Source organism: Mycobacterium sp., assembly GCF_052145595.1.
Classification (GTDB): Bacteria; Actinomycetota; Actinomycetes; order Mycobacteriales; family Mycobacteriaceae; genus Mycobacterium.
In genome coordinates this window covers 1-19,522 of record NZ_JBKQOI010000141.1, presented here as the reverse complement: position 1 = coordinate 19,522, position 19,522 = coordinate 1, and the positions used below count along the sequence as shown (strand labels likewise).

Sequence of the window (19,522 nt, the reverse complement as noted above, 5' to 3'; positions counted from 1 at the left end):
ATTGTGCACTTGGTGACGGATGCTTCGTGTCTCAGGCCGGTCACGTTATAACCACTACGCGATCAATGCGCCGGCTGAACTAACCCTCGGCGAGCACCTCCTCATCGGTCAATGTTGCGACATCGAGGTAGTGGCGGGCGATCACGGCCAGTCGTTCTGGCGTGCCACGCTGCGCTTCGCGCTGTTGCAGCCGCTCGGCCAAACCGGCAACGGTCCGCGCGGCAAAGAGGTCCGCGACCATCGCGTGATCGACGTCCAGCCAGTCACGGATGCGCGCGATGACGCTGGTGGCCAACACCGAATCGCCGCCCAGCGCAAAGAAATCGGCCTGCACGCCAACCGAAGCTTGGTCTGTTCTGCCCAGCACCTCGGTGAAGATCACGGCGAGTGCCGCCTCCACGTCGTCGCGCGGGCCGCTGTCTTGTGCGTTTGCAGCTTCTGCGGCTTCCGGTTCCAGCAGCGCGACCACGGCGCGCCGGTCCAGTTTGCCGTTGGAGGTCAACGGCATCCGTTCGAGAAACACGCTGCGAGTGGGAATCATGTAACTCGGCAACAGGTCCGCGACCGCCGCCGTGATGTCGCCGACCTCACCCGGATCGCCTGCGATGGCGGCAACCAGCTTTGGTGCGCTGCTACCGACGACGGCCGCGACGGCGTGGCGTACCCCCGGCACCGTGCGAAGCGCGCTCTCCACCTCGCCCAGTTCGACCCGGTATCCGCGAATCTGCACCTGATGGTCAGCGCGGCCCAGGAACTCGATCGTGCCGTCGGGCCAGTATCTGGCCAGGTCACCGGTCCTGTACCAGCGAATTCCGGCGTGCTCGACGAAACGCTCCGCGGTGCGTTCGGGGTCATTGCGGTAACCCGCGGCGAGATTCGGGCCACTGAACCAGAGTTCGCCACGAACCCAGTCGGGGCAGTCGCGGCCCGACGGCGAAACCACCCGACACCGCACGTTGCGCAACGGAATCCCGTACGGCACGGTCGCCCACTGCGCCGGCGGTTCGCCGATCACCTCGCAAACGGTGCCGTGGACACCTGTCTCGGTTGCGCCGCCAAGACCCGCGAACCGGCATCCAGGCACCTGCTTGGCCAGCCTGCGAGCCAAATCGGCGCCCACCCAGTCACCGCAGACGGTGACGGCGCGTAACGAATCGCGCAGCCGGTCGCCGCCGAGCTCCAAGATCATGTCGAGCCAGCTCGGCACGCAGTTGAGGAGCGAAACCCGATGGTGGCGAAGCAATTCCACCCATGTGGTGGCCGCCGCCCGCTGCTCGGAATCCACCGCGACCAGTGAGCCACCCGCCGCGAACATGCCGAACACATCGGCAACCGACAAATCGAACTCGACCGCGGCCAGCGCGAGCACTCGATCGTTACTGCCGACTTCGAACCACTCATTCAGGGCATCGATGGTGTTCATCGCCGCGCCGTGCGCTATTTCGACCCCCTTGGGCACGCCGGTCGAACCGGACGTGAATATCACGTAGGCGATCTCACCGGTATCGGGAAAGACCGGCGCCGGCAACGGCTCCGGATACGTGCGCGCCGCATCGATAGACAGGCACGGGATGGAGGTGCCCACGTGCGCCCCTTCGATCGTCAGCGCGGCGACAACGTCAGCGGATTCGAGAATCCTGGCCCGCCGGCCATCCGGCTGGTCAAATCCGATCGGCACGTACGCTCCCCCGGCGGCAAGGACTCCGAGGACGGCCAGGAGTTGATCCCGACCCTTGGGTAACTGGACGGCGACCGCATCGCCCTGCCGCACACCGCGGGCGCGCAGCGCCCCTGCCACGGCGAGCGCGCGTCCGGCGAGTTCCCCGTACGTCCACGCACCCTCGGTATCGGCTCCTTTGTCTCCGAAGCCCCACACGACGGCCGGCGCATCCGGGTTCGCCGCGGCATGCTCGAAGAAGCCCTGATGCAGACAGCGACCGCTGACCGGACCATCGGTCGCGTTGACCGCCGCACGTACGGCCGCCTGAGCACTCGGCAACCGGACCGCCGCCTCGGCGTCCCAGCCCGCATCGCCCTCGGCGAGCCGATCGACCGCCTCGGTGAACCTGGCGAACATGGCATCGATCAGGCCCTCTGGGAAGGCGGACTCGCGGACGTCCCAGTTGACGAGCAGTCCCCCGCGTAGCTCGGTGACCTGGGCGTCCAGCAACACCTGCGGCCCCTGCGAGACGATCCACACCGGCTCGCCAAAGGTCTCGATCACCTTGTCAGGAAATAGCTCACCGAGGTCAAGGGCACTGGTGAATACGACCGGCGCGAGCACCGGCTCACCGCGGTACCTGCCCAGATCTCGCAGCACTGCAAGTCCGGAATAGGCCGCATGGGAACCGCTTTCGTACATACCGCGCTGGATTGCGCGGGCCCGCTCGGTCACCGAAACGTTGTCGCTGAGGTTCACCTCGAGCATGATCGACGAAGTGAAATCCCCGACCACCCGGTCGATGTCCGGATGCACCGGCTCACGTTGGAACAAGGGCACATTCAGCAGGAAACTGTCCCGTGCCGACCAACCACCGATGGTGTCGGCGAAAACCGCCGCCAGCGCCATCGCCGGCGTGATCCCGCGCGCGTGAGCCCCGGCCCTCAGCCTCTGCCTGGCTTCGGGCGCCAACCAGTGGGCATAACGAACGGTGCGTTGCGCGGTCCTGCGGTCCCCCGCGCCGACGGTGGGAAGCTCGGGCGCACCGGGCATCTCGGGCAGCCGCCGCCGCCACCATTGCCGGTCCCGGTCATGCGCGGCGTTATCTGCTTGACGGTCGGCGCGATAACGCCGATAGCTGCAGCCCGGCGCCGGTAGCGTCGCACCCAGGTACAAATCGGCCAGATCCGACACCAGCACGCGGTAGCTCATCGCGTCGCCCGCCAGCATGTCGGCGTCAAGGTGCAGCCGGCTGCGATTCTCGTCGTACGGGGTCAGCGTGACGTCAATGACCTGGCCATCTTCAATTCCAAGACGCTGGTGGGTTTTACGGTCGCGCAATTCGATCAGGGTGGATTCGACCTTCGTGGAACTCTGCCCGCGGAGGTCGACCACGGCGAACACCGGCCTGCCAGGGCTGCGTAGTGTCTGCTGCGTGCCGTCCGGCAGGAATCTGGTACGAAGCATCGGATGCATCGCGATAAGCTCGGACACCGCACGCTCCAGGCGTCCGGGATCTATGGCTTCGCTTTCGAATTCGACGTAGAGGTGGGCCGCGACCCCGCCAAGTTCTTGGTCATCCGAGCGGCCCACCCAGTAGGCGTGCTGCATGGTGGCTAGTGGGAACGGCGCTTCGTCGGCTGCCGGTTCGACGGGCTCGGCTACTAGTGGCTCCGCCGCCCCTGCCCCATCAGCGTTGCCGAGCAGGCCGTACCAGGAATCAACCGTCGGAGTGGCCGCGAGTTGGGCAAAGGTGATGTCGGCCCCGCGTTTGCGCCAGCCTCCGGCCAACGCCATCATCCGGATCGAGTTCAGACCCAACTGGATGAGATCGTCGTGGTCCGCGACATCCGCGGCGGGGCAGCCGAGTTGGCCCGCTACGGTCGCCCTGATCTCGTCCCTGCTGATCCACCCCGCGCTGTCGCCCACATCCTGCAGCGGCTTCATTCCCGTCCCTTCTAAGCTTGCTTCTGGGCCTATTCTGGGCCTATTTCTAGCCCGCGTTTCGATCCAAAACGGCTGCCAGCACCGCTACGCCGCGCTGCCAGTACTGCGTTAGACGGTCGATATCGGAGGGTGCGAATAGCGCGTCACTCCAGCGCCAGTTGGCGATCAGCTGCGTGCCCTCCGGCGTATTCGCAACGAACGAGCTGAGATTCAGGGCGAAACGGAGGGGCAGATCTGGCTCGGGATCATCCGGAAGAGCACCGATATAGGGCCCGGTGAGTAGCGACCACGGTTGATCGGTAACCCCACCAAGGTCCAATCGACCCAGGTAGCTGAACTGAATCTGAGGTTCGGTGGCCTTTTGTAACTCCGGGACGCGATCGACATAATGAAGCAGGCCGAAATCCAGACCGTCATTTGGGATCTCACCGAGGCGGGTTACCACGGAGTCGACCAGGGCCCGGGCCGCCGCGGGATCGCGCTCCGCCCGCTCGACATCGACCGCCGCCGCACCCACCGCGAGCCGCATCGGGAACGCATTGGTAAACCATCCGACCGTGTTCGTGGTGTCGGTGCCCAGGACGGCATCGCCACGCCCATGACCCTCCAGGGCTACGAGAGTGCCCGACGCCGGATCCTGTGCTCGCTCCCGCCGCCAACTTGCAACGGCGATCGTCGTTGCGGCCAGCAGGAATTCGCGCACACCCTGTTCTTTCGTGACCGCGGCCAGCAGCCGCTCGGTGGTCTGAACCGGTGTAGTCACACGGGTCACTCGCAGCATGGACCAGGTATCGCGGGTCGGGTCCGGGGGGCGCGCACCCAACACCGGGTCGGGTTCGCGGACCTGCGCGAGCCAGTATTCGCGCTGGGCCTGCACCTCCGGGGCGGCGGCCCGTTGCCACATCAGCTCGCACCATCGACGGTACGAGGTGAACTCTGGCAGCATCTTCGGCGCTGCGCCGGCGTTCATGCAGCGCCAGGCCTCGGCAATATCGCCCAGCATGATGTGCCAGGACACCACATCCACCGTCAGGTGGTGCGCGGTGAGCAGCAGCAGCGTCTCCGGCTGACCGGCGCCGGAGAACCAGACGGCTCGCACCATCGCACCCGCGTGAGGATCGATCTCGTCCATCACGCCGCGCGCGGAATGCCTAATGGCCGGGATCAGTTCGCGATCGGTGGCTTTCGGGAGTTTCACGCAGGTGAGCAAGTCGGCAGCACGGACTACGCCAGGTTCGCGGGTAACCAGGCGCGGACCCGCCGCGGTATCGACCAGGATCGATCGCAAGGTGTCGTGTCCATCGAGCAGCACCTGCAGCACTGATTCGATCGACGAGCGGTCGATGTCGGATGGCAGCCGCAGCAAGACGGTATGGGTGAAGCGCCGATAATTGCCGTGCTCGGTTAGCCAGGACACCATCGGCAACGGCAGCACTTCGCCATAGCCCGCACTTGCGACGGCCTCCGAGTCGTTCGCCGCGTCGATCGCGGCCGCGAGTTGGCGGATCGTCGGGGAGGCGAACACCATCCGTGGACTCAATGCGAGGCCGCGACGTCGCGCCTTGTGCACCAACGAGATCGCCACAATGCTGTCCAACCCGAAGAGGAAAAAGTCGTCGTCGAGGTGCGGCAAGACCCCGTTGAACTGTTCTTCGAACAGTTCGCACAGCAATCGTTCGGTAGCGGTGGACGCCGACACCGCCCCGGTGACGGTGGAGAACGCGTTCTCGGCCAGGCGAGCCAAGGCCTTACCATCCAGCTTGCCGTTGACGTTCAGCGGCAGCTGAGGTAATGCCACGACGCGGGCCGGAACCATATACGATGGCAGGCGTTCGGTGAGCGCGGTCCTCAGTCCACCCGGGTCGTCATCCATATCCTCTTGCCACACAACAAACCCCACCAAGGTGGCGGCGCCCGCACGGTGCAGCATCGAAACAGCCGCATCGCGTACGCCGGGCTGGCCGCGCAGCGCGGCCTCGATCTCGTCGATCTCGACCCGGTAGCCACGGATCTTCACCTGGGTGTCGCCACGACCCAGATAGGCGTGGCCACCGTGCGGCAGGCGACGCACCAAATCACCGGTTCGGTACATGCGTTGCCCCGGGCGGAACGGGTCCGCGACGAAGCGAGCGGCGGTCATCGCAGACTGGCCGACGTAGCCGCGGGCCAGCTGCGCACCGGACAGATAGAGCTCGCCCACCACACCGTTGGGCACCACCCGCAACGCCGAATCCAGGACATAGCAGAAAGTTCCGGCGTTGGCCGTGCCTATCGTCGGCGCCGGGTACTCCCCGACGCGACCCACCACCGCCTCGACCGTCATCTCCGTTGGCCCATAACAGTTGTAGACCGCGGTCGTCGGCAGCGCCCGCAAGTCCTCCCACAGTGCGGTACCGATCGCCTCGCCGCCCAGTGCCAGCACCGACAGTTCGCGCTCTAACAGCCCTGCGGCGCGTAACTGTCCGAACATCGACGGCGAGGTGTCGATCATGTCGACCCGGTGGGTGGCCATGCCTTGCACCAACCGATCCGCGTCGCGCATCTCCTCGGTGTCGAACAGGTGGATCGCATGACCGTCGAGCAGCCCGACCATCGGCTGCCACGAGGCGTCAAAGCTCAACGACCACGCGTGTGCGATGCGCATAGGGCGGCCCAGACGCGTCGCGGCCGCGCGATAGACGCGCTCACGGTGGTCGGCGAAATAAGCGAGTACCGCGGCGTTGGTGCCGATGACACCCTTGGGTTCACCCGTCGAGCCCGACGTGAAGATGACATACGCACAGTGCTGCGGATGTCGGCGGACCGTCGGCGCGACGGTGGGAAGCCGCGAAATGCGCTGGGCGAAGGCGGGATCGTCGATGATCAACGTGGGAATGCCCGCTCCGACGAGCTCCGAATGGCCGGCCACGGTGATGGAGAGGGCCGGATTGGCTTGCCTCAAGATGGATTCGATGCGAGCGGCCGGGAGCGTGATATCGACCGGCAGATAGGCTCCACCGGCGGCGAGCACGGCCAGGATGGCGACGATGGACCGCGTGGAGCGCGGCAGCACCAGCGCAACAACGGTTTCCGGGCCGACGCCGTGGGCGGCCAGCTCGACCGCCAAGCGACTCGCTTCAGCGTGTAGTCGGGCGTAGCTATAGCGTTCGCCGCTGCCGGCACTGAGCGCGTCGGCTTCCGGTGTGGCGTGAACCTGCCGCTCAAACTGGTCCCACACCGTACCCCGCGGAGCGAGTGTCGCGCGCGCCGCAAGGTTCGAGAATTCGGCGCACTCGGCGGCGGTGAGAACGCCCAGGGCGTCGGGAGTTTCGTCGGCGATATCGGGGAGTCGAAGCAGCAGGCCAAGCAACCTCTCGCAGATCTCTGCGGACGGAAGGTGCGGCAACGCCTCACGAATCGCCTCGACGACCACCACCAGGGCGTCATCACTCATGTGCGCGACCACGGTCAGCGGGTAGTGCGTCAGGCTTTCCATCTCGACGGGACGGAATTGGGCGCCATCGGGTGTGGTCACGGTACGGATGGCGGCTTCGACCGGTGCGTTCTCGAACACGAACAGACTGTCGAACAACGTTCCGCGGCCATGTGCGCGCTGGATTTCCGACAGACTGAGATAACCGATGTCGCGCATCGTCGACGACTCACGTTGCAACCGTTTGCATTGTTCGACCACCGACGCCGTGCCGCTCACCCGGTGCACAACCGGCACGCTGTTGATGAACAGACCGACCATGCGCTCGACCCCGGCCAGCTGCTCGGGACGGCCGGAGACGACGGTGCCGAAAACGACATCGCGGCGGTCGGCGAGCCTGCTGAGCAGGACAGCCCACGCGAAAAGCACTGCGGTGTTGAGCGTAAGACCGTTGCGGCCCGCCCAGTTGCGCAGACGTGTCGTATCGGCCGAAGACAACAGCAGCTCCGCCTTTTCCGGCACGCCGTCGCGCGCGGCGACTGGGCCCACTGCTGGGCCGTTTGCCACCATCAGCGGTCCCGAAACGCCGCGCAGATAGTCGGTCCACTTGGCGGTTGCCGCCGCTCTGTCCTGCCGGGCGAGCCAACCGATGTAATCGCGATAGGGACGCGGTGTCGGTAGCCCGTCGGGCGATCCCCCGGCTCGATACACGGCGAGCATCTCGGTGAAGAAGACGGCAAGCGCCCAGCCGTCCATCAGAATGTGGTGGGCGGTGAAGATCATCCGGCGCCTGGTCTCACCCGGCACCGAGAGCAAAATGACCCGCAACGCCGGACCCCGACTCAGGTCGAACGGGCGACGTCGTTCGGATCGTGCGATCGAATCGAGTTCCATTGATATTGCGCCACGTTCGACCCACGGAAGCTCGGCGTGAACGGGCACGATCTGCACCGGCTTCGGCATATCGCGATCCCAGAACGCAGCGCGCAGATTCGGGTGCCGGTCCAGCATGGCGGCGGCGCTGCGGCGGAGCAGCCCGACGTCGACCGGTCCGTCGATGTCGACCCTCAACTGCATGGTGTAGAGGTCGATGCCGTCCTCGGCCAGCCGATACAACGCAAACAGCCCTTCTTGCAGCGGGCTGAGGGCAAGGACGTCTTCGATCTGCGGCGGGGCTGTGGTCACGACTGCTCAGGACTCCTTAAGCCACGATGCCGTGAGCTCCGCCAGCGCATCGGCGTCCAAGCCCGACGCACTCATGGGGGCGGCTTGCTGCACGGGTCCCGAATCCGCCTCGGCCGCCGGCGAAACGGCGGCTGTGTCGACCGCCGCGGCCAGCGCGGCGATGGTCATGTGCTCGAACACCATCGCCGGGGTCAAAGCCAGTCCTTGCGCGGTGGCCCGGGCCGCCAATTGAACGGAAATGATGCTGTCACCGCCGACGGCGAAGAAGTTGTCCTCGCGATCGACGCCGGTGATGTCGAGCAACCCCTCGAGCAAGGCGATCAAGGCCTGTTCGGTTTCCACAGAACCGCCAGTGACCGGCCTGGACCGGTCAGCGTCGATCGGGGTCGGCGGCGCCAGCAGCACCTCCAGGTCAGCCGCGGGTAGCAATTCCAGCGTGGACACCGCACAGTCCGGTGCCGTCGCGAACGCGTCGAACGCAGCATTCAGGGCATCGGCGATGAGCCCGACCGTCCGCGGTTCATAGAGATCGGCATTGGCGACGACCCGCACGTCGAGTTCGCCGTCCAGCGTCAAGTTCACCGCCACGTTAAGGTCCAGCAGTGAGATCTCAAAGTCCACCGCCAGCGGAGAGACCGTGGTTTCTCCATTCGCGGTGAGGTCACGTGGCAGCAGCGCCCAGTCCTCTCCGCGGAAGTGGATCGAGTGCTGGAACAGCGGATGATTCCGGGACGGCGAGCGCGGCGGGTTGAGCGCCTCGACCAACCGCTCGATCGGGAATTCCTGGTGGGCCAGCGCATTCAGCACCGTGTCGCGGCTTCGCGCGACCGTGGTGCGCGGGCTTGGGTCGCCGGATAGATCGGTGCGCAGCACGACCACGTTGGCGCACGGGCCCGCCATGTTCGCGGTGGTCAAGTCGATCCGGGACGCGACCGGGCTACCAATTACGATGTCGGTGCCGCCGCCGAGCTTATGCAACACGACCGCGAGCACAGCCTGATAAACGGTGAACTCGGTGGTGCCATGTTGTTCGGCCAGCTCGGTGAGGGCCGCCCGGCGCGCCGCGGAAACCGTGAAATTCACTACCTCCCCGCGTCTCCCCAGAACCGGCGGGCGCGTGTGGTCGGGGACCGCCGAGCTGTCGTCGGGCAATCCGGCCAACGCGTCGCGCCAGTGCGCCAGCTCGGCGTGCCCCCATTTCCCTGGGGCATCAAATGTATTTCGCTGCCACGCTGCGTAATCCGCGAACTGCGGCGCTGTGGCCCACTGCTGCGCGTTCCCCGCTGACCGCGCCCGGTACGCCGTGATGAGGTCCTCGAAAACAATGCCGAGTGAGGCGTGATCGATGACGATGTGGTGGACGAGCAAGAGCAGCACGTGCGAATCGGAGCCGAGCGCCAACAGGGTGGGCCTGATGAGCGGCTCGGATTCCAGCGTGAACACGTAGCGACGCAGCTCGGCTACTGTCTCATCCACCTGGCCGGCGGCGATCTCGGCGACTGCCAGTTCGACCCGCAGTGTCGGGTGCACGTGTTGATACGGAACGCCGTCGTGTTCTGGGAAATTCGTGCGCAGCGCCTCGTGGCGCGCCACCACGTCGTTGAGCGCCTCGGTGAGTACACCCGCGTCCAGTGGACCGCTGAATCGAAGCGCGAGCGCCATGTTGAAGACGTGATTCGCGCCCCTCATCCGATACTGGAACCACATGGCGAGCTGCGAGTAGGACAGCGGCGGCCGCTCGGGACGAATTGCCGCGACGAATTCCGGGCGCCCTGCCCGTGACCCGGCGTCAATGTCGGTTCCCGTTGCCGAGTCCGCCTCGGCGCGGAACCGCTCGACCAGTCGTGCCAAACCGGCCGGAGTCGGGGTATCGAAGACGGCGCGGACGTTGCACTCCGCCGAGAATTCGGCACGGATCTGCGCCACCAGGCGGGCCGCCAGCAGTGAATGGCCACCCAGCCCAAAGAACGAGTCCTCGGCGCCGACTCGCTCCCAGCCGAACAGCCGGGCGAAGATCGAGCACATCCGGCGCTCGGTGGCGGTCGCCGGCTCACGGTAGCGGCGCACCGCTACGCGGGTTGGTACGGGCAGGGCCCGCTTGTCCAGCTTGCCGCTCACGGTCAGAGGGATCTCGGGGATCACCGCAAATGCATTGGGCACCATGTATTCGGGCAGCACGGACGCGGCATGTGCGCGTATCTCGTCGAGATCTGGTTCCCCGAAGGCCACGGGCACCAGGTATGCGGCGAGCATGGGTCCCGCCTCGGTGTCTTCCGTGACGACGAGGCAGTGCCTGACCGCCGGGTGCGTCGCGATCACGGACTCGACTTCGCCAAGTTCGATCCGGAAGCCACGGATCTTGACCTGCTCGTCGACCCGTCCGACGAACTCCAGTTCGCCAGAGATGGTGCGGCGGACCAGATCTCCCGATCGGTACAGCCGCATGCCGGGGCTGAACGGGTCGGCAACGAACCGCTGTGCGGTTAGGCCGAGACGTCGAAGATACCCGCGCGCCAACTGCACACCGCCGAGGTAGAGCTCACCGATCACCTGCGCGGGCACCGGTTGCAACTCCTCGTCTAGTACGTAGGCGTAGACGTTGCGGTTCGGCATACCGATCGGCACCACGCGCGCGCCGTGCGATCCCTCTACCAGCATGTGTGTCGCGCAGACAACGGCCTCGGTCGGGCCGTAGTGATTGCGTAACTCCGCGTCGAAATAGCGGGCGAACGTGTCGGCCACCTCACCCGGAAGCGCTTCTCCGCCCACCGGCACGTGACGCAACGCCCGCCATTGGCTGACCTGCGGCAGCCGCAACAGCGTGCTCAACATGGAGGGCACCATGTGCAGCACGGTGACGCGGTGGGTGCTGATCAGATCGGCGAGATAGCCGATGTCGGCGAAAGCGTCCGGCTTGGGCACAATCAGCCGCGCGCCCAGCGACAACGTGACGAAGATGTCCAGCAGCGACGCATCGAAGCTCACCGACGACGACTGCAGCAACCGGTCCTGGGCGGTCATGCTCCATTCGGCGATGAAACCATCGACGTGCTCGGCGATCGCGTGATGCGAGACCGCCACGCCTTTGGGCTGACCGGTAGAGCCGGAAGTGTAGATGACATAGGCCAGATGCTCCGGGAGCAACGGAGATAGCCGGTCGGCGTCGGTAAGCGCGGCGTCCGGCAGTTGCGCGGCGGCCCTTTCTGCGGCGTCGAGTTCGTGGCGGCCGATAACCGTCTGTGGACGGGCGTCCGTAACGAGGTATTCGATGCGATCGTCCGGATAGGCCGGGTCTATCGGCAGATAAGCCGCGCCGGCTTTCAGTACGGCGAGCATCGCGACAATGAACTCGATCGACGTGGTCATGCGCAGGCCGATGATGTCGTCGGCACCGAACCCCTGCCCGATAAGCCAGCGCGCCAGCCGATTTGCGCGACGATGCAATTCGGCGTAGGTCAGCTCGGCGTCGTCGGAAACCAGCGCGATCGCGTCGGGGGTTCCGCTTGTGTCCGATGCCGCCGCTTCGAGCATCGCTACCATCGTGGTGGCGGGCGTTGCGACAAGTTCGCCGTGCGACTGCGCGAGCACGGCATCCCGCTCGCCGCTGCCGAGCATGTCCAAACTGGTGAGGCGACGTCCGGGCTCGGCCAGCGCGTTGTCCAACAGCCGAATGTAGTGGGCCAGCATCTGATCCACGAGTGCGGAACCCAGCTGTGTCTGATACTCGAACTCGACGACCACCCCGTCGGGGTCGAGCACAACCGCAAGGCCAAGCGGAAGGTGGGCCGTGACCGCACCCAGTTCGAGTTGTCGCACGGTGACGCCGTCCAACGCGAATCCACTCGCGCTCTTGCGCATGCTGAAGCCCAGTCGGACAAGCTGGTCCATGCCGTCGTGCCCCATGCGTTCTGGGTTTACTTCGCGTACCACTCGATCGATGCCGACGCACTGATGGGCGAAGCCGTTAAGACATGTCTCGCGCACCGCGTCGACGAACGAGGTGAAGGTGTCCTGCGGTCGCACGGTGATGCGCAGCAGCAGGGTGTTGCCGAAGTACCCGATCGCGCCCGCGGCGGCCGACCGACGCTCGGTCACCGGCACCGAGATCAGGAAATCCGCCGCGCCGGTATAGCGACGCACCAGCACACCGAAGGCCGCCAGCAACACCATAAACGGTGAAGCGGAGTGCCTTCGGGCGAAGTCTTCGACCCGCCCGAACAGGTCGGCCGGCAGCTCCCGAGTTCGGCGTTCGGCCCATCTGGACGGATTCGGGGCGGCCGCACCGGGCAGCTCCAGCGGTTCGGGTGATGGCCGCAAAGTGTCGGCCCAGTAGCCGACGTCAGCAATAGTGGGTTCCGCCGTGGCCCCGAGCACCTCGACCGCGACGAACTGTGGCGGATCTGCGCTCAGCTTGCTGCCGCTGTAGGCGGCGCTCAGGTCGCCGAAGAAAACAGCCCAGCAGTCGTCGTCCCAACAGATGTGATGCACAACCAGAAGCAGCACGAATTCGTCAGCGCCGGTGCGCATAAGGGTGATCCGCAGCGGCGACTCGTTCGTGAGGTCGAATGGTCGGCCGAACTCTTCTCGCGCCAGGGCCTCGATTCGCCGCTCGACTCCCTCATCAGCGAGTTGAGTCAAATCATGGGTCCGCCAACTCATCTCAACGTCATCGGAGAAGACCTGATATGGCTCACCTTCGCTGTCCAGGCAAAAGGTGGTGCGCAAAATTGCGTGCCGCGCGATGACGTCGTTGAAAGCGGCCCGTAAACGTGCCTCGTCCAGGGCGCCGGTCAGGAGATAGGAAACACAGACGTTGAGCGTGACGTCGCCTGCGTCCATGGTCTGCAGAAACCACATCCGGCGCTGGCCGGTCGACAGGCGGTAACGTTCTCCGGCGCGGATGTGCGCACCCTTGGCCGATTCGGTTGCGGCCAAACCGCTTTCAGCGACTCGCCTGCGCAACAGTTCGCGACGACGTTCCTGCAAGGTCTTGGCATCGTCTGCCATTGCTCGCCCCACTCCTGCGATTCAGCCGGCCGTCAAATTCAGGTAGCCCGCGCGCACGAAGAACTCATCCCCGCTGCACTCGACACCGTCCGCGCGCCGAATACGAGTGATCACCAGGCCGCGGTTGCCGCCGCGATGCGCGTGCGGCCCGGTCACCACCGCGCCGCCGCCCTCCTGCACGATCACCCGGCCCGGGGTACCGCCGTAACGAGCCTCGGAGACGCGCGCCTCGAGAACCTCGATCCGTTCGCCCCGGTAGAAGGTGAACGCGCGGGGATAAGGTTCAGACAGCGCTCGGACGAATCGTTCGAGATCCTCGGCGGGCCAGCTCCAGTCGATCAAGCTGTCGCGCTCGGAGCGTTTGTGGAAGTACGTCCGTTCGGCCTTGTTCTGCGGCCGCCAAACCGCGGTTCCCGACTCCAGCGCGGTCAGCGCATCCCGCAGCGCACCCGGAATCAGCCCCATACCCCGCATCACCAACTCGGTGCCGGTATCGGCGGGTCCGATCGGTAGCGAATGCTGTATCAGAATGTCGCCGGTGTCCAGGCCGTCGTCCATCCGGTGCACCGTCAATCCGAACTCCGACTCGCCGCTGATCAACGCCCACAGGACGGGGGAAAATCCGGTGAACTTCGGCAACAGCGAATCGTGCAGGTTCAGGGTGCCGTGCGGCGGGAGGTCATACAGCTCCGCCGGCATCCGGGTGTACCAGCTGTTGACGACGATGACATCGGGCTCGGCGCGTTTGACCAGGTCGATGGTCTCGGCGTCAACCCGGTCGGTCAGATGCACCGGGATGCCGTGGTCGCGCGCGAGCTCCTGGACCGACTCCGAGAACACCGCTTTGTAGGAGTGCTCGCTGGCCGGGTGGGTGACCGCGAGCGCCACGTCGTGATCCAGATCGATCAGAGCCTGCAGGGTCCGGTACCCCCAGGCCTGGAAACCGAACGAGACGACGCGCATTGCCCATACCTCTCTAAAACTCCTGATCGGCGGGGGCGATGCCCCCCTCCGAGGCCCAATCACAAGCTCAGCAGATTATGTTAGCCTTCGCTAAGTTGCATGGCTTCAGCGGCCATTCGCCAGCGACGCGTTCGAGGCACGAGAGGTAGGGGCGCATGCCGCGCAAACTGGGGTGGATCAGGCAGTTCCACGAACCGGATGTGCCCACGAGCCCCCCGTTGCTGGTTTTCCCGCATGCGGGGGCGGGTGCATCGGCCTACCGCGAGTTCTCGAAAGCACTCAGCAAGAAATTCGAGGTCATTATTTTCCAGTACCCGGGTCGCCAGGACCGGGCAGCCGAAGCTCTGTTGAGCTCGCTGCCGGAGATCGCCGCGGGGGCGTTCGGCGAATTCTCGACGTCGGACCACAATCGCGGGGTCCCCATCGTCACGTTTGGCCACAGCATGGGGGCGATGGTCGCGTTCGAGTTCGTCCGGATCGCAGAGGCTCGGGGAATCGATGTGCGGCAGCTCAACGTCTCCGCGACGGTCGCCCCCTGTCATGCCGCGGCCAAGCCATCACACCCCAAAGATGACGAGGAACTCCTCAACCACCTCTTGGCGCTCGAGGGAACCGCTGCGGGTGTGTTCGCCAACCGCGACCTCATGAAGCTGACGCTTCCCGTGGTCAAAGCGGACTTCAAGGCCTTCGATGCCTACTCCTGCCCCGAAGGCGTCAAGGTGGCGGCCCCGATTCACGCGATGGGCGGCGATCAGGACCTCTATGTGACACTGGGCGATCTGTACGGATGGGGCAAACACACCGACACCGTCAAGGTCACGATGTTCGACGGCGGGCACTTTTACGTCAACCACCACATCGAGGCGATCGCGGAGTTGCTGGCGTGACAACAGCAACCGACCCGATCGTCATCGCCGGAATGGCGGTCGAGGCGCCCGGGGGGATCGACAGCCCGGGAGCACTGTGGTCGGCGCTCGCCGAGTCGAAGGAACTGATCGGTCCTTTTCCCCGCGATCGCGGATGGCCGGTCGACGACCTGCTGTCGGTTTCCCGGCTGGACGGATGGGGTCCCGTTTGCGACGCCGGCGGATTCATGGACAGCGCAATGACATTCGACCCGCCCTTCTTCGGCATGACCCATCGCGAGGCCATCGCGACGCACCCCCAGCAGCGGGTTGCGCTGCGAATGGCGTGGCAGGCGCTGGAGAACTCCGGAATCAATCCCGGCACGCTTGAGGGCGAATTCGGCGGCTGCTTCATCGGAATGTCGATGACTGAGTACGGCCCACGCACAGCGCAGGCCGATGCCTACACCGGACACCGGACCGTCGGTCTGGGACAACTCGGGGGCGCCGGCCGGATCTCGCACTGCCTGGGGCTGACCGGTCCATCAATATCTCTCGATACGGCATGCGCATCGTCGTTGACCGCAGTGCAGCTGGCGGCCAACGCGGTTCAGATGGACGAGTGCGAATGGGCGCTGGCCGGCGCCGTGTGTGTGTTGGGAGCACCGACGGCGTTCTATGAGTTCGCAAAGCTCAATGCCCTTTCCGACGACGGGCATTGCCGTGCCTACGCTGACGACGCCAGCGGCACGGTCTGGGGCGAAGGTGCGGGAATGGTTCTCGTCGAAAGGGAATCGCGAGCACGGCAACTGGGACACCGGATCTATGGACGCATCCTGGCCATCCGTACGAACCACAACGGCAAAGGAAAGCCGATCCTGGTTCCCCGGGTTCGCGCTCAGGAGCAGGTAATTCGGAAGACGCTGGACGCGGCCGGAATCGATCCGGCCGACGTCGGAATGATCGAAGGACACGGAACCGCAACGCTTGCGGGCGATCCGGTGGAATTGCTCGCACTTTTCAAGACCTACGGCGCGGCAGGATCCGAGGCGCTACTGGGCTCGATAAAGTCCAATTGCGGACATCCGCAAGCGGCGTCCGGAATCCTCGGGCTGATCAAACTGCTGCTCGCGGGCCGGCACGGTTACATTCCGCCGACTCTCTTCTCGGACAACCCGACCAAGAAGCTGGACTGGGACCTGACCGGCATCCGACTGGCCACAAAGCTGCACGAGTGGCAGCCGAAAGCCGGCGTCCGCCATGGCGCCGTGTCTTCGTTCGGCGCGGGCGGCGCCAATGCGCACGCGATCATCGCCATGCCCGCAGGTCCTGGGGGTGAGTAATTGCCGACTTCTTACCGGCTCCCGAACGGCAGCATTCCCGTCCTGATGTCGTCGGATAGCCCCGACCTGTTGCGCGACGAGGCCGCCGCGCTGCTTTCCTACACGGCAGATCACCCCGAAGTAACGCCGCAAGCGATCGCTGCAATGCTGTTTCGGACCCGGATCGCCCGCAGGCACCGAGCCCTGGCCATGGTGATTGACCGCGGCGAGTTAATCAGTGCGCTGCGGGCGGTTATCGATGGGCGCGATCACGCTTCGCTGGTTCGAAACCCCACACCCGCCACGCCCCGCAGACTCGCCTATGTCTTTCCCGGGCAGGGCGGCCAGCGACCTGGGATGGGACGGCTATTCTACGAAACGATCCCCGCGTTCAAGGACGAGGCGGACCGCTGCGCCGCGGCCTTTCAGTCGGAACTCGGTGAGTCACCGCTGAAATACCTTCTCGACGAACATCTTTCGGCCGACGAAAACGCGAGTACCGTCCAGCCCGCGTTGTTCACCCAGATGGCCGCCCTGGCCGCGATGTGGCGCTCATTCGGCGTCGCGCCGAACGTCACCATTGGGCACAGCCAAGGAGAGGTCGCGGGGGCCTACGTGTCCGGTGCGGTCATCCTGGCAGATGCCATCCGGGTGATCGGGATTCGCGCGCGCGCCGCCGACGATTTCGCCTCCGGCGATTACGCAATGGCGGTCATCGCCGCCAACCGCGAAACCTGCGAAGACCTGCTCGCCCGTTGCTCGGGCTGGGCGCAGCTGTCGGTGATCAATTCGCCGAGCTTGACCGGAATCTCAGGTGATCGAACAACGGTGCAGGCCATCGTGGACACCTTCACCGACCGTGGCACGTTCGCGCGCGTCATTCGCGTCCAATATCCCGCACACACCGGCTTGATGAATGAACTCGCCGCCCAGGTACGTGCCGCCACGCAACGCGAACTGCAGAATCCGAAGTTTCTGGACACGGATATCGACTGCCTCGGCGCCACGCTCGGCGGTCCCATCACGCAGGACCTGGCGGTCGACGAGTACTGGTTCTGGAACCTGCGCAACACCGTTCGATTCGACAAGGCGATCGCGGCCGCGCTGCCGCTCGGGATCGACACCTTCGTCGAACTGGCCGAACATCCGACGCTGCAGCTGGCGATTCAAGAAAACGTCGATGCCTTGAGCAAAGCGGCCCACGAGGCCGACGAGCGGGCGGCCATGGTCGTCGGGACATCGGACCGTTCAGCCAGCGATCTGAGCGAGTTCACCCGCAACCTCGCATTGCTGGCAGTTCATGATCTCGAGTACCCGTGGAACTGCCTGCGCACCGAGGCTGCCGGCCCCACCCCGCTGCCGTTACTCGACTTCCCCAATACCCGGACGAACGAGACCCGGCTGTGGTTGCCGTATGAGCAGGGCCCGCCCCGGCATGCCGCGGCATCGGACCGCGACCCGGTTGTGCAGACCGCGACGCCACGCCTCCTCGCCGAGGAGTGGGTTCGGCTGTCGCGTCGCTCGCTCGTGCCGCCGCGCTCCATCGGAATCGTCGATCATCGCGGGACCTGCGCGGCCCTGGCCAACGCCCTACGCGCCGCAGCCGGCGACGTCGGCGCCACGGCCCACGTCATCGACGCGGCCCACGCTGAAAGCCGCAGTAACCAAGGGGATATCGACACTCAGGTCATACTTGTTCCGCAATCGGCGAGACTGGACGATGCCGCCGCGGCGGCCGAGGTAGCGGCGTTTTTCGGGAACCGTACGTGGTGGCCGGGAATCGATGACGCGATCACCGACTGCTGGTTGGTGACGGTGGGCGGCGAGATGGTCGCCGACGATGCGCCACCCGATCCGGTGCATGCGGCTGCTGGCGCGGGCTTTCGCTGCATCGGCGCCGAGCACCCCGGCGTGAGGTTTCGCCACCTCGATCTGGACGCCGCGTCGATGTCACCGCAAGCGGCGGTCACGATACTGGGTGCGCTGCACACAGGAGACGAGTCGGAGCTCGCACTGCGCAACGGACGCCTCTACGCCAAGAGGATCGTCGAAAGAGACACATCGGTCGCCGACCCTGACACCCATCCCGGCCATGTGCTCATCATCGGTGGGACGGGAAACCTCGGGCTCGAATTCTGCGATCACTTGGCACGCCGCGGCGCCCGGCGGATCACACTGGTAAGCAGATCTGGCGAGACAGCTGCGGTCGCAGATCGACTGCGGCAGATCCGTTCGGCCACCTCGACGCGAATCGATGTCGCCAGGTGCGATGTGGGTGACCAAGCAGCGGTGTCCCTGCTGGCGCAGGAAAATCAGGACGCGCCTGCGGACCTGATTATCCATGCGGCCGTGGAGTATTCGGGCATCGAACTGGCACACATCACCGCCGACAAGGTCGAGCGCGCGTTGCGCGCCAAAGTTGTCGGCATCTGGCGGGTGCTGGGAGCGTTTCCGCGCGCCGATGACTGCCGCGTCGTTCTCTGCTCGTCGATCGCGGCGACGGTCGGTGGTCGCGGCCTGATCGTCTACGCCGCGGCCAATCGAATGCTCGACGCCATGGCGCACCGACTCCGAGCCGAGGGTCTGGACTGCGTTTCCGTGCAGTGGGGGCAGTGGACAGTCACGTTTGATCCCGATGCCTCCGGGACGGCGCAGCTGGCCGTGACCGGTCTGCTGCCAATGTCTCCCAGCGATGCGCTGGCGCTGGGGATGAGCCCGCTTCCCGGGAATGCCGGCGTCGCGGCGTTCGAGTTGGGCCGCGCGCGGTCGGTACTGGAAGCCTGCGGGCGCGCCTCGTTGCTATCACAGCTGAGCTCCCCCGACGTCGAAACCCGGGCGCCCCTCGAGGAGCCGGACCTACCGCAACGGTTGCTGAAGCTGATAGCCTCGGCCATCGGCGTCAATCACGTCGATGCGATCGATACCACGGTGCCGATGGTTGCGATCGGCCTGGATTCGTTGCAGGCCTTGGAGTTACGCCGTCGCATCAAGATTGAGTTCAATCACGATCTCGAGGTATCGGATCTCCTGGGTGGGGCATCCATCGCTGACGTACTAGGCCGAAGTTCCCCCTGGTAGCACGGGTCTGAATCCAGTTTGCCCTTGATGAGCAGGTGTTCTGTGTCCATTTGGCAGCTGATGTGTAGTCATGTATCGAAAGCGGTATATCGGCGTGTCTCTG

General features: G+C 65.4%; 7 protein-coding genes. 3 read left to right on the top strand and 4 right to left on the bottom strand.

The window, feature by feature from the left end; translation table 11 throughout:
- Positions 1-79: 79 nt before the first annotated feature.
- The 4 genes from ACLP4W_RS12550 to ACLP4W_RS12535 are packed head-to-tail and all read right to left on the bottom strand — an operon-like array spanning position 80 to position 14,174.
- The gene (locus ACLP4W_RS12550) at positions 80-3,607 is read right to left on the bottom strand and encodes a non-ribosomal peptide synthetase (RefSeq protein ID WP_442386447.1); all 3,528 of its coding nucleotides are present in this window, start codon (positions 3,605-3,607) and stop codon (positions 80-82) included.
- A gap of 46 nt (positions 3,608-3,653) precedes the next feature.
- Complete coding sequence (locus ACLP4W_RS12545; protein WP_442386446.1) at positions 3,654-8,204, bottom strand: amino acid adenylation domain-containing protein; 4,551 nt, start codon at positions 8,202-8,204, stop codon at positions 3,654-3,656.
- 6 nt (positions 8,205-8,210) lie between these two features.
- Complete coding sequence (locus ACLP4W_RS12540; RefSeq protein WP_442386445.1) at positions 8,211-13,211, bottom strand: amino acid adenylation domain-containing protein; 5,001 nt, start codon at positions 13,209-13,211, stop codon at positions 8,211-8,213.
- 21 nt (positions 13,212-13,232) lie between these two features.
- On the bottom strand, positions 13,233-14,174 hold the full coding sequence (locus ACLP4W_RS12535) for a methionyl-tRNA formyltransferase (RefSeq protein WP_442386444.1): 942 nt from the start codon (positions 14,172-14,174) through the stop codon (positions 13,233-13,235).
- Between the two features lie 155 nt (positions 14,175-14,329).
- Between ACLP4W_RS12535 and ACLP4W_RS12530 the strand changes: the two genes are divergently transcribed.
- Genes ACLP4W_RS12530 through nbtC form a run of 3 tightly spaced genes read left to right on the top strand, consistent with a single transcriptional unit; the run spans position 14,330 to position 19,419 of the window.
- Positions 14,330-15,061 (top strand): thioesterase II family protein, encoded by a 732-nt coding sequence (locus ACLP4W_RS12530; RefSeq protein WP_442386443.1) that lies wholly within the window; start codon positions 14,330-14,332, stop codon positions 15,059-15,061.
- Positions 15,058-16,362, top strand: coding sequence for a polyketide synthase (locus ACLP4W_RS12525; protein ID WP_442386442.1), 1,305 nt, complete (start codon positions 15,058-15,060; stop codon positions 16,360-16,362). Before ACLP4W_RS12530 ends, ACLP4W_RS12525 begins: the two co-directional genes overlap by 4 nt.
- Positions 16,363-19,419 carry a nocobactin polyketide synthase NbtC gene (nbtC, locus tag ACLP4W_RS12520; RefSeq protein WP_442386441.1) on the top strand — a complete coding sequence of 1,019 codons (3,057 nt, stop codon included), beginning with the start codon at positions 16,363-16,365 and terminating at the stop codon, positions 19,417-19,419.
- The last annotated feature ends 103 nt before the right edge of the window (positions 19,420-19,522 follow it).

Bases quoted from the DNA above. Each gene is read 5' to 3' on its own strand.
- ACLP4W_RS12550 (WP_442386447.1), bottom strand. From the start codon at position 3,607: ATGAAGCCGCTGCAGGATGTGGGCGACAGCGCGGGGTGGATCAGCAGG.
- ACLP4W_RS12540 (WP_442386445.1), bottom strand. From the start codon at position 13,211: ATGGCAGACGATGCCAAGACCTTGCAGGAACGTCGTCGCGAACTGTTG.
- ACLP4W_RS12535 (WP_442386444.1), bottom strand. From the start codon at position 14,174: ATGCGCGTCGTCTCGTTCGGTTTCCAGGCCTGGGGGTACCGGACCCTG.
- ACLP4W_RS12530 (WP_442386443.1), top strand. From the start codon at position 14,330: ATGCCGCGCAAACTGGGGTGGATCAGGCAGTTCCACGAACCGGATGTG.